Annotated in this window: 6 protein-coding genes; 3 read left to right on the forward strand and 3 right to left on the reverse strand. The window is 66.2% G+C overall.

Translation table 11 applies throughout. The features are described 5' to 3' along the window. Positions 1-5,024, reverse strand: a 5,024-nt coding sequence (locus tag JNN06_RS03235; protein WP_291238161.1) for an alpha-2-macroglobulin family protein, incomplete at its 3' end; no start/stop codon positions are given. A gap of 230 nt (positions 5,025-5,254) precedes the next feature. On the opposite strand from JNN06_RS03235, the gene JNN06_RS03240 reads away from it, so the two are divergent. Then, the gene (locus JNN06_RS03240; protein WP_291238162.1) at positions 5,255-7,804 is read left to right on the forward strand and encodes a response regulator; all 2,550 of its coding nucleotides are present in this window, start codon (positions 5,255-5,257) and stop codon (positions 7,802-7,804) included. Positions 7,805-7,816: 12 nt separating this feature from the next. On the opposite strand, the gene recQ is transcribed toward JNN06_RS03240, so the two are convergent. Then, complete coding sequence (gene recQ, locus JNN06_RS03245; RefSeq protein ID WP_291238163.1) at positions 7,817-9,856, reverse strand: DNA helicase RecQ; 2,040 nt, start codon at positions 9,854-9,856, stop codon at positions 7,817-7,819. Positions 9,857-9,859: 3 nt separating this feature from the next. After that, a complete protein-coding gene (locus JNN06_RS03250) occupies positions 9,860-10,147 on the reverse strand; it encodes a YggT family protein (protein ID WP_291238164.1) in 288 nt (95 codons plus the stop codon). A 122-nt stretch (positions 10,148-10,269) separates the two neighbouring features. Here JNN06_RS03250 and JNN06_RS03255 point away from each other — a divergent pair, with 122 nt between their 5' ends. Both JNN06_RS03255 and JNN06_RS03260 read left to right on the forward strand, forming a co-directional pair. Continuing rightward, positions 10,270-10,800: an acyl-CoA thioesterase gene (locus JNN06_RS03255; protein ID WP_291238165.1), complete on the forward strand. Its 531-nt coding sequence runs from the start codon at positions 10,270-10,272 to the stop codon at positions 10,798-10,800. Between the two features lie 69 nt (positions 10,801-10,869). Further along, positions 10,870-12,176 (forward strand): MFS transporter (locus tag JNN06_RS03260; protein WP_291238166.1); only part of this gene is annotated, 1,307 nt, incomplete at its 3' end.

Raw genomic sequence — 12,176 nt, forward strand, 5'->3', positions numbered from 1 at the left:
ACCCCCTCCAGCGTGGCCGCCTCGCCGGTCAGCGTGTAATAGCTGCGGGTGATGGCATAGCCATTGCCGCCCGCCGTCAGCGGCTCGGACGGGATGCCGAAAGTGGTCAGCGTCACGGCAGTTTTCGCGCCATTGTTCTGCACCACCGTCGGCGCGCCCCCCTCGGACAGCACGCGCACCAGCGGGCCGGTGACGGCTTCGCCATTCATCGTCACATCCGCGCCCGCGCTGTCGATCAGCGCATTGGTTGCCAGCAGCGACCAGACGCTTTCCTGCGTGGACATCGCGCCCTCGGTGGCGATCCGCGCCACCAGATCGTCCCGGTTCACCGCATTGGAGCCCGCCTCCACCGCCAGCGTCAGCACCGCCGCCGCATCGCGCCGGTCCGTGCCATAATCGGCGCGGAAAAGCTGTTCGGTTTGCGGAGCCGCCCCGTCGATCCGCGCCATGGCCTTGGCGAACATCGCATCGGCCCGGCTCGGGTCGCCGTAAGAGGCCAGCGCCGCCCCGATCTGCGCCTGCGCCAGCGCGGTGGCGAAGGCATCGCCCTTCACATCGGCATAATAGCGCAGATCGCCCACTGCCGCCGCACCTTCGCGCGCCAGCACCAGCAGGGCATAGGCCAGATCCTGCCCGCCATTGTCGAAATCGGCGTAGTAATTCACCTGATTGCGCAGATTGTCCAAGGCGTTGCGGAAGGCGAGGTCCGGCACCTGATGGCCCTGTGCCCGCGCCCGCGACAGGAAGTCGGTCACATAGGCATCCAGCCACAGGTCTTGCCCGGCGCTTTCCGGCGCCGACCACAGGCCGAACGACCCCTCCGAGTTCTGGTTCTGCAAGATCTCGGTCACCGATTGCGCGATGCGCAGGCTGATATTCTCGGCCCCTTTCAGCTGCATCACCTGCGCCACCTGATCAAAGTAAACCAGGGGCAGCGCGCGCGAGGTCATCTGCTCGGTGCAGCCGTAAGGGTAGGCATCCAGCGCCTGAAGCAGGCCCGGCGCATTCAGCCGCGCGATGGGGCCGACCGCGAGGGTGGCCTTGGCCGTGCCGGGCAGATAGCCCGCCAAGGCATTGGCGTCAAAGGTGAATTCCTGCCCTTGATCCAGATCGAAGCGCGAGATGCGCGCCACTTCCGGCTCGCCCGATTGCACCGGGATTTGCAGGGTCTTCACCAGATCCTTGCCATCCGGCGTGGTCAGCGTCACCACCACCTTGTGCAGGCCCGCCGCCCCCGCCGTCACCGGCACGCGGATCACCTGCTTCTGCTTTTCGCCCAGATCAATGGTGGCAGGCATATCGCCCAGCGTCACGCCCTCGGCCACCGCCGCCAGCTTCATCTGCCCTGCCGGGCCGGTGGCATGCACCACCTCCAGCAGCAACCGGCTTTCATCCCCCGGTGCCATGAAGCGCGGCAGCGAGGCCGTCACCACCACCGGATCGCGCACCAGGATTTCGGCCTCCGCCTGCCCCACGGCCTTGCCCGACCAGGCCACCGCCATTACCTTCACCGTGCCGTTGAAGGCGGGCATGTCAAACGTCGCGCGGGCCAGACCATCGGCCCCCACCTGCACCGGGCCAGTGAAATAGGCCACCAGCTCCTCGGTGGGCGGCGGCGCTTGCAGCCGCGCCTGCGCGCCCGCATCCCCGCCCGAGCGCACCTGCCCCTCGGCCCCGTTCAGCCCGTCGATCAGCCGGCCGTAAATGTCGCGGATGCCGACGCCCAGCTTGCGCTGACCAAAGTAATAGGCGCTCGGATCGGGCGATTTGAACCCGGTCAGGTTCAGGATACCCACATCCACCGCCGCGATGGTGACATAGGCCGTATCGCCCTCGGCCACGCCATCGACCTTCACCGCCACCTCAACCGGCTCGCGCGGCGCGCTTTCGGCCGGGGCCTGCACCGCCACGGCCAGCTTGGCCGCGCCCGGATCAATCGCCGCATGGGTCAGGCCAAGCGCGCGGGCCGGGTTGCGCCCCGACGCCACATCCATCGGCCGCAAGACGCTTGCCGTCACATAGACCCCTGCGCCCCATTGATCGGTGACCGGCAGATCAATCTTGTTCTCGCCCTCGGTCACTTCCACCGCCTGCATCGACACCAAATGATCCGACATCACCATGACCAGCGCCGTGCCCGCCGCGCGCGGCACCAGCCGCAGTTGCGCCGTCTCGCCGGGGCGATAGGCCGGTTTGTCCAGCGAAAGCTCCAGCGTATCCGGCGTGGCGCTGGCATCCGCCGGCACATACCAACCGGCATAGAAGCTGGTGGAGCTGACCGCGGGCGTGCCGTCGATCCGGCTGACCGACAGCTCATATTCGCCCCATTCCACGCCCGCCGCCACCTGCACCGGATCGCGGCCCAGCATCGCTTCGCCATTGGCCACGCGGCTGCGGGTGGTCACCGGCTCCCAGTTCCAGTTGCCGGAATAGGAATACCATTGGTAATCGGTCTGCACGCGGGTCAGCTCCCACGCCACTTTCATCGGCTCAGCCTGCGCGCCAGCCCCCACGCCGATCAGTTCAAACCGCGCCTCACCGCCCTCCGGCACCTCGCCCTCAAACAGCGGCTTGATGCCGATCATGGGGGCCGAGGGCGTCAACACCTGCTCCAGCCGCCGCTCCACCGGACGGCCCGAGCCTTCGGCGATGCGCAGGGTAAAGCGCGCCTCCAGCGGGCGGTCAGCATTTTCCACCTCGGGCAGCAGCGCGGTCACCAGCGCCTTGCCCGCCGCATCGGTGCGGCTGCCGCCGAAGCTCTCCATCCGCGCATCAAAGGGTTGATCGTGGCGGCCAAAGACATAGCCGGGGAACTCCTTGAGGCCCTTGGCCGCACGCAACAGCGTTTCGCCCTCGATCGCCAGATCGGCCCCCGGCGCCCCGAACAGATATTTCGCCTCGACCGACAGTTCCGCCATCTCGCCGGGCTTCACCTCCGGCGTGTCGAGTTTCATCGTGTAATCAATGCGTTCCGGCAGGAAATCCTCGACCAGAAAGGTCTGGCTTGCCAAGGCCGCGCCTTCCAGATCGGCGAAAACCTCCATCCGCCAGACGCCGCGCGGCGCAGAGCCCGCAATGGGCTGCGCGAAGACATGGCCGCCCTTGCCCGCGTCAGCAACCTGCGCGCGGGCATATTCCACCCCATCCGGGCGCTTGAAAATCGCGGTCAGCGGCAGACCCTCGATGGCCTGCGCCTGCGGATCACGGGTCAGCGCCGTGGCATAGACCGTTTCCCCCGCGCGGTAAGCGCCGCGATCCGTGGTCAGGAACACATCCACCGGCCCCGCCGCCTCGCGGCCTTCCACGCCGCGATCCGACAGATCAAACTCCGGGTCGGTCAGCGACAGGAAGGCCAGATCGGCCTCGCCCTGCCGCGCCACGATCATCGCAGGGGCCGCGCCGCCGGTGCCGCGCGTCAGCCCGGCGTCAAAGCGGGCATAGCCCTTGTCGTCGCTCAGCGCCTCGCCCAGCACGGTATTGGCGCGGGACAGCAATTGCACCGTCACGCCCGCCTTCGCCTCAGCCCCGGCAAGGCCCCGCAGGATCACATGCAGCCCATCGGTGCCCGACAGCGAGGTGATGCCCAGATCCGACACCACAAACCATTGCCATGCCGCCGGGGTCTCATAGGGGTCCACTCCCGGCACGCTGGCCTTCAGCGCATAGATGCCGGGCGTCAGGCCTTTCAGCGCCTCGCCCATCGGCAGGCGGGTGGTGACATCGGTGTTCACCTCTTGCTGCACCGTCGCCTGGCCTTTCCAAAGCCGCTCGCCCACATCATCGGTAAAGCCCGATTCCTGATATTCCGCCATCGGCCAGCTCAGGTATCCATTCTGCACCGCCCGCAAGATATTGCGGTCAGACACGCGGAACACCTCTAGATCCAGCGTTTCGGTATTCACCGTCACCACCGGCAAGCCCGCGCCTTCGGTCTTGGGCAGCACATAGGCCCGGCCGGAGAACTTCACCCCCGGCTCGCGGTCGCGCACATAGGCGCTGACCTGCACCGATTTCGCCAGCACCTGCCCATCGGCCGAGGGCAGCCCCTCGCGGAAGGTGAACTGATAGCGTTTGCCATGGCTGACGCCATCAATGCACAGCTGCCGCCAGCCCGCAGGCTGCACCGTCAGCCCCGCCTCGGGTAGTTGCACGAAGGGCGTGTAATCGAGCCCCGATTCCACCAGCGATTCCGACAGGTTCACACAGACCCGCGGGCGCGCATTGTTGCTTTGCACATCGGTTTCCAGAATGCGGAACCCGTATTTCCCGGCGTAATCCTCCAGCAGGGCCGCCGTCTCGTCGCGCGGTTGCTGGTCCTGCGCCAGACGCAGCGCCTTCACCGCCTCGGCGCCCCGGCCATTGGCCTCCATCGCGCGGGCCATCACCACCAGCGCATTATGCCGCACGGCCTTGTTGCCCGCCCGCAGATAGGCATTGATCGCCGCCAGCGTCGCCCGGCTGCGATACTCGCCCGGATTGGCCTGATCCACCGCGCCCGCCTCGAACAACAGCCGCGCATATTCGGCCCAGACCTCCGCCTTGTCCGAGGCATTGACCGCCGCCCCCGCGAAATCCGATGCCCCCGCCAGATCGCCCTCCGCCTCGCGCCCGCGCGCGCTGGACAGATGCTCCTCATCGCTCCAGGCACCGCTGGTATGGCGGTTCGCAAGGCCCTGCGCCTGCACCAGGGCCTCGCCCAGCTCGCTGTCCGACAGGAAGCCCAGCTCGGCCCGCCGCGCCGGAGCCGCCGCAATCACCTTGTCATTATTGGCCAGCAACCGCCCCGACAATGCGCCCTGATAAAACGCCTCCGCGCCGGGGTCTTGCTTGGGAAAGCACGAGCCGTTGCGCGTATTGAAGGTGAAATGCGTGCAGCGCTGATCGGCGGTGCAGGCGCGTTCGCAGGCCTCCAGCGTGGTGTCCAGCTGCGTCGAAAGATCGCCGCCCGGCAGGTCTGCATCCTGGCTCAGCACGAATCGCTGGGCCGGAACCAGCTCTTGCTGGGCCATTGCGGGCGGCGCCATCACGGAAATCATCAGGGCAGCAGCAAAAACGCGGCGCAAGGCGAACATGAAAAATCCTCCGGAAATCTTGGCCCTGATGCTGCCACGGCCTTCGGCGGCGCGCAATCGCCGCCTGTGGGCCTTTCCGTTTTTGTTCGCGTTAAGTTTTGTTTCATTTTGTTGCGCCAGCTTGCGACTCGGGGCGCGCTGCCAGGGCGGCAGGTCCGGATGGTGACAGGAACGGGTTGGGCATGGATCTGACAGATCGGCTGGCAAAGGAGAGGCGGGCGCGGCTTGCGGCGGAACGCCTGCTGGAACAGAAAAGCCGCGAGCTTTTTGCGGCCAATGCCAAGCTGGCCCTGCATGCCCGCGCCCTGTCGGATCAGATCGTCGAACAACGGCAGGTGGTGAAATCGGCGCTGTCCGAGGCCGAGGCGCTGAAAGGCCAGAACCTGCGCTTTCTCGATGAGCTGGAGCGCGCGCATACCGCCGCCGTCATGGCCGAGCGGCGGTTGTGGGATTCGATCGACACCATCCGCGACGGCTTTGCCGTGTTTGATGCCACCAATCATCTGGTCGCCGCCAATGATGCCTTCCGCACGCTGTTTCACTGCCACGACATCGCGCCCGGCAAGGGCTATGACGAGGTGCTGCAAACCATCGCGATGAATGGCGTGGTGGAGATCGGCGGCGAGACCCCCGCCGCCTGGTGCGCGCGCATGCTTGCCCGCTGGGACAATGACCCGATCGAGCCGGTGGTGCTGCAACTTGCGACCGGGCAATGGGTGCGGCTGGTGGACCGCCGCGCCCGCGACGGGGATCTGGTGAGCCTCGCGCTCGACATCACCGAACAGATGCGCATCTGGGCCGCCATCGAGGCGATCCCCGACGGTTTCGTGCTTTTCGACAGGGAGGACCGGCTCATGGTCTGCAATCAACGCTACCGCGACCTTTATGCCGAAAGCGCCCCCGCCATGATGCCGGGCGCCAGCTTCGAATCCATCCTGCGCTTCGGGCTGGAAAACCGGCAATATGCCGATGCCATTGGCCGCGAGGAGGAATGGCTGCGCGAACGCCTGCAAATGCGCAGCCAGAAAAGCATTGATTTTGAACATCGCACCGCAGGCGAACGCTGGATCCGCGTCATCGACAAGGAGACCCCCGATGGCGGACGCGTCGGCCTGCGCGTCGATGTGACCGAGGTGCGCAACCAACAGGCCGCGCTGGAATCGGCGCGCGAGGCCGCCGAGGCTGCGGTGCGCGCCAAATCCGCCTTCCTCGCCAATATGAGCCACGAGATCCGCACCCCGATGAATGGCGTGGTGGGCATGGCCGAACTGCTGTGCGACACCACGCTCAGCGACGAACAGCGCCTGTTCGCCGATACCATCCGCTCCTCCGGCGAGGCGCTGCTGGTGATCATCAATGACATTCTCGATTACTCCAAGATCGAGGCCGAGCGCCTGACCCTGCACCCCGAACCCTTCGACCTGGAGCGCGTGGTGCATGAGGTGGCGATGCTGCTGCAACCCAAGGCGCGGGCCAAGGGCGTCGATCTGATGATTGATTTCGACATGTTCCTGCCTACCCGCTATGTCGGCGATCCCGGGCGGCTGCGGCAGGTGCTGACCAACCTGATGGGCAATGCGGTGAAATTCACCGAAGCGGGCCATGTCCTGATCCGCATCGTCGGGATCGAGGCCGATGAAGGCGTGCAGCAATTGCATGTGACGGTGGAGGATACCGGCATCGGCATCTCGCCGGAAAATCTCAATCACATTTTCGGGGAATTCAATCAGGTCGACAGCGCGTCGAACCGCAAGTTCGAAGGCACCGGCCTTGGCCTTGCCATCACGCAGCGGCTGGTCGAACATATGGGCGGCGCGGTCTGGGTCGACAGCGAACTGGGCCGTGGCTCCTGCTTCGGCTTCCGGCTGTCGCTTCCGGTGGCGGAATCCGGCGACGATCACCCCGCGCTCGTCTCGCTCAAGCGCGCGCTGGTGGTGGATGACAAATTCATCAACCGCACCATCCTGGAGCGGCAGCTCGCCACTTGCGGCATGGATTGTGCGCTGTGCCGCTCGGCCCCCGATGCGCTGGCGCTGCTTCAACATGATCGCGATTTCGATGTGATCCTGACCGATCACGAAATGCCCGAGATGGACGGGCTGACCTTCGCCCAGGCCCTGCGCCTCGCCGGCATCGCCGCGCCGATCCTGCTGCTCTCCGGTCATCCCGCCACCGCGCGCGAACAGCCGGGGGCCGAACATGTGACCGCCTTCCTGCAAAAGCCGCTGCTGCGCTCCGATCTCTATCGCCGCCTGCAAGCCCTGTCAGAGCCGGGCCTCTCCAACCGCAGCGCGCCGCCGCCGCGCCCCCAGGGCAACCGCCGCCTGCGCGTCCTCGCCGCCGAGGACAACCGCACCAATCAGCTGGTGTTCCGCAAGATGGTGAAGGATCTGGCGATGGATCTGGAATTTGCCAATAATGGCCGCGAAGCCGTGGACATGTTCCGCCGCTTCCAGCCCGATCTGATCTTCATGGATATTTCCATGCCCGAGATGGACGGGCGCGAGGCCACCCGCGCCATCCGCACGCTGGAGGCCGGCAAAAGCCACGTGCCCATCGTCGCGCTTACGGCGCATGCGATGGAGGGCGACGCCGATGCCATCCTTGCCGCCGGGATTGACCGCTATCTGACCAAACCGCTGCGCAAGACCGCGATCTTTGACGCGCTGCACGCCTATACGCCGCCCGGCGTGCTGCCCGTCGCGCCGGAAGACGAAGCCTCGGTGGCCTGAGGTCACCGGATGTCAGGCGCCGCGGCAGACCGTCAGAAAGGCCTCGCCAAAGCGCTCCAGCTTGGCCGCGCCCAGATCGCCCGCGCGGTCCAGCTCGTCCAGCGTCTGCGGGCGCGCCTCGGCGATGCGGCGCAGGCTGGTCTGCGACAGCGACATCGGCTTGCCGGTGCCATCCTCGCCGCGCATCAACCGCAGCTGCGCCTCGGCCAGCCGGTCAAAAACCTCGGCGGCGGGCTGGCCCGCCAGACGCAGCCGTGCCGGATGCAGGTTTTCCTCCGCCCCGGTGATCACGGCCAGGAAGGCCCCGCCGTAGCTTTCCAGCTTTTTGGCCCCCACGCCGTTGATCTGGGCCATCTGGTCCAGTGTCGCGGGGCGGCGCTCGGCCATCTCGGCCAGGGTTCGGTCGGGGAAGATCACATAGGCGGGCACCCGTGCCGCCTCGGCCAGCGCCCGCCGCTTGGCCTTCAGGGCCGAGAGCAGCGGCGCATCTTCCTCCGAGACCATGGCCTTCACCGCCGGGCGCGCGGTGGTCTGCAAGGTGTCCTTGCGCAGGGTGATGCTTTCCTCGCCGCGCAGGATGGGGCGCGCGGCCTCGGTCATCCGCAAACCGCCAAAGCGTTCCGGGTCGGGGCGCAGCAGGTCGCGCCCCATCATCTGCCGGAAGACCGCCCCCCAGACGGTCTTGGTCAGTTCGCGCCCGACGCCGAAGGTGGGCAGCTGATCATGGCCCTTCTCGCGCACCTTGGCGGTGGCGGTGCCGGTCAGAATGTCGATCAGATGCCCCGAACCGAACCATTCGCCAGTGCGCAGCGCCGCCGAAAGCGCCTTGCGCACCGCATCGGTGGCGTCGAACAGCTGCACCGGCCGGTCACACAGGTCGCAATGGCCGCAAGGCGCGCTGTCTTCGCCGAAATAGCGCAGCAAGACCTGCCTGCGGCAAGACATCGCCTCGGCCAGACCCAGCAGCGCGTTCAGCCGCGCGTGATCGGCCTCCTTGCGCTCCAGCGGAGCCGGGCTTTCGTCGATCTGGGAGCGGCGCAGGCGAATGTCATCGGGGCCATACAGCGTCAGCGTCTCAGCCGGGGCGCCATCGCGACCGGCCCGCCCGATCTCCTGGTAATAGGCCTCGATGGATTTCGACAGATCGGCATGCGCCACCCAGCGGATGTCCGGCTTGTCGATGCCCATGCCGAAGGCGATGGTGGCGCAGACGATCAGACCGTCTTCCTGCTGAAAGCGCACCTCGACCTCGCGGCGCGGGTCGGCCTCCATGCCGCCATGGTAATGGCAGGCCGAATGCCCCGCCTCGCGCAGCGCCTGTGCCAGCACCTCGGTTTTCGAGCGCGTGGCGCAATAGACGATGCCCGATTGCCCGCGCCGGGCCGCCGCGAAATCAAGGATCTGCTTGCGCGGGCTGTCCTTGACCGCGAAGGCGAGGTGGATATTGGGCCGATCAAAGCCCCGCAGAAAGGTGGCAGGTTCGCGCCCGTCGAACAGCCGGGTGATGATCTCGGCCCGGGTTTCCTCATCGGCGGTGGCGGTAAAAGCCGCCAGCGGCACGTCGAGGCTGCGCTTCAACTCGCCGATGCGCAGGTAATCGGGGCGGAAATCATGGCCCCATTGGCTGACGCAATGCGCCTCATCCACCGCGATCAGGCTGACACCGACCCGCCTGAGCAGCGCGGTGGTGGCGCCCGAGGCCAGCCGTTCCGGCGCCATGTACAACAGTTTCAGACGCCCCTCATCCAGCGCCTGAAACACCTCCTCGGTTTCCTGATCGGTATTGCCCGAGGTCAGCGCGCCCGCCTCCACGCCCGCCTCGCGCAAAGACCGCACCTGATCGCGCATCAACGCAATCAGTGGCGAGATCACCACCGTCACTCCATCGCGACACAACGCAGGCAATTGGAAACACAGGGATTTCCCCCCCCCTGTCGGCATGATCGCGAGCGTGTCGCGCCCCAGACGCACCGCCTCGACGATCTCTTCCTGACCGGGGCGAAACGCGCCAAAGCCAAAGATCCTCGCCAGCAGGTCGCGCGGGTGCTGCATGGATCAGTAGGCGCCATACAGGTTGTTGATCACCACGATGCGCAGCCCGTAGACGATCAGCAGCGCCACCAGCGGCGCCAGATCAATGCCGCCCAGATCGGGCAGCACCCGGCGCAGGCGGCCATAGACCGGCTCCAGCAGCCGGTTCAGCCCATACCAGATCTGCGCCACGATGGGCTGGCGCAGGTTCAGCACCTGAAAGTTGATCAGCCAGGACATGACGATATGCGCCAGCATGATGAACTGCGCCACACCAAGCAGCATCAGCAGAATTTGCAGGATCGAGACCATGGTGCCCTCACTATCTGTTGTGGTTGAGGTAACGCGAAGCCCCAAAAAGCACAACCATTTCCGCAGCGTTTTGCTTGACCGCGCGCGCGGCGGGCGGCACCTCCGGCAACAGGAGGCCTGCCATGTATCCCTATCTCCGTCTGCTCAAGGAAATCGTGAAGGCCAGGCGCGCGCCGCGTCTTGGCCTGCTGGACACCCATATCAGCCAGCACATCTGCTGGCCCTGGGACATCGACCCCTGGCTGGAGCTGAACAATGGCCGCACCCTGACCCTGTTCGATCTGGGCCGGGTGCCTCTGGGCATCCGCACCGGGCTGGACAAGGTGGTGCTGAAACACCGCTGGGGCATGGCGATTGCCGGCAATTCCACCCGCTATCGCAAGCGGGTGACCGCGTTCCAGCGCGTCACCATGCGCTCGCGCTGCGTGGGTTGGGATGCGCGTTTCATCTATCTGGAGCAAAGCATGTGGCGGGGCGAAACCTGCACCAGCCAGATGCTCGCGCGCTCGGCCTTCACCTCCAAATCCGGGATGGTGCCGCCTGCCACGGTGATCGCGGCGATGGGCGAAAACCCCGAAAGCCCGGCGCTGCCCGGCTGGGTGCAGGCCTGGATCGCGGCCGATGCCACCCGGCCTTGGCCGCCGGAAAGCTGAACCGCAAGGTTAAATCCTTGCGCCTCGCCCCGGTTTCGGGCTTCATCGCCGAAACCGCAGGGGGCAGGCATGGCAACGGCAAGGCAACGGATCTGGGGCTGGTATTTCTTCGATTGGGCCAGCCAACCCTACAACACCTTGTTGCTGACCTTCATCTTCGGCCCCTATTTTGCAGAAGTGGCGCGGGCGCATTATCAGGGCCTTGGCTTGGCCCCCGAGGCGGCAGCGGCGCAGGCGCAGGCCGTCTGGGGCTATGGCCAGACCATCGCCGGGGTCGCCATCGCGCTTCTCGCCCCGATCCTCGGGGCGCTGGCCGATGGCTCCGGGCGGCGCATGATCTGGATCTGGGCCTTCTCGGCCTGCTATGTGATCGGTGCATTTGGCTTGTGGTTCCTGATGCCCACGGCGCCCGATCTCACCTTTGCCATGGCCTGTTTCGGCCTCGGCCTGATTGGCATGGAATTTGCCACCATCTTCACCAATTCGCTGATGCCCAGCCTTGCCAGTCCCGAGGAAATGGGCGCGCTTTCCGGCTCCGGCTTTGCCTTTGGCTATGCCGGGGGCGTGGTCTCGCTGCTGATCATGCTGGCGCTGCTGGCCGAGAATGCCAGCGGCAAGACCCTGATCGGCCTCGACCCGATCCTCGGGCTGGACGCTAGCGCGCGCGAGGGCACCCGTGCCGTCGGCCCTTTTACCGCGCTTTGGTATCTGGTGTTCATGGTGCCCTTCTTCCTTTGGGTGAAAGAGCCGCACCGCACCGCCCCCCCGCGCGGTTTTAGCGCCTCGATAGAGGATCTGGGGCTGCTGCTGGTCAGCCTGCCAAGCCGGAAAAGCCTGTTCGCCTATCTCATGTCCTCGATGTTCTACCGCGACTCGCTGAATGCGCTTTATGGCTTCGGCGGGGTCTATGCCTCGGGCGTGCTGGACTGGAGCGTCACGCAGATCGGCGTTTTCGGCATCATCGGCGCCATTGCCGGTGCCCTGGCCACCTGGATCGGCGGCAAGATCGACGCGGCGCGCGGGCCAAAGCCGGTGATCGTGGCCTCGGTCTGGGTGCTGATCCTGGTTTGCGCGGTCATTGTCGGCATGTCGCGCGAGCAGATTTTCGGCCTGGAACTGGCCCCCGGCTCGGCCCTGCCCGACATGATCATGTATCTTTGCGGCATCCTGATCGGGGCGGCGGGCGGTACGGTGCAGGCGGCCTCGCGCACCATGATGGTCTTCCACACCACGCCCGAGCGCGCGACCGAAGCCTTTGGCCTTTATGCGCTTTCCGGCAAGGCCACCGCCTTTATCGCGCCCTTCGCCATCGCCGTGGCCTCTGACATCAGCGGATCACAGCGCATCGGGGTTTCGCCGCTGATCGGGCTGTTCCT

Source organism: Gemmobacter sp. (genome assembly GCF_016792925.1).
Lineage (GTDB): Bacteria > Pseudomonadota > Alphaproteobacteria > Rhodobacterales > Rhodobacteraceae > Gemmobacter.

What these genes read in the sequence shown, in the direction of transcription:
- JNN06_RS03240 (WP_291238162.1), top strand. Translation starts at nt 5,255, where the DNA reads ATGGATCTGACAGATCGGCTGGCAAAGGAGAGGCGGGCGCGGCTTGCG.
- recQ (WP_291238163.1), bottom strand. Translation starts at nt 9,856, where the DNA reads ATGCAGCACCCGCGCGACCTGCTGGCGAGGATCTTTGGCTTTGGCGCG.
- JNN06_RS03250 (WP_291238164.1), bottom strand. Translation starts at nt 10,147, where the DNA reads ATGGTCTCGATCCTGCAAATTCTGCTGATGCTGCTTGGTGTGGCGCAG.
- JNN06_RS03255 (WP_291238165.1), top strand. Translation starts at nt 10,270, where the DNA reads ATGTATCCCTATCTCCGTCTGCTCAAGGAAATCGTGAAGGCCAGGCGC.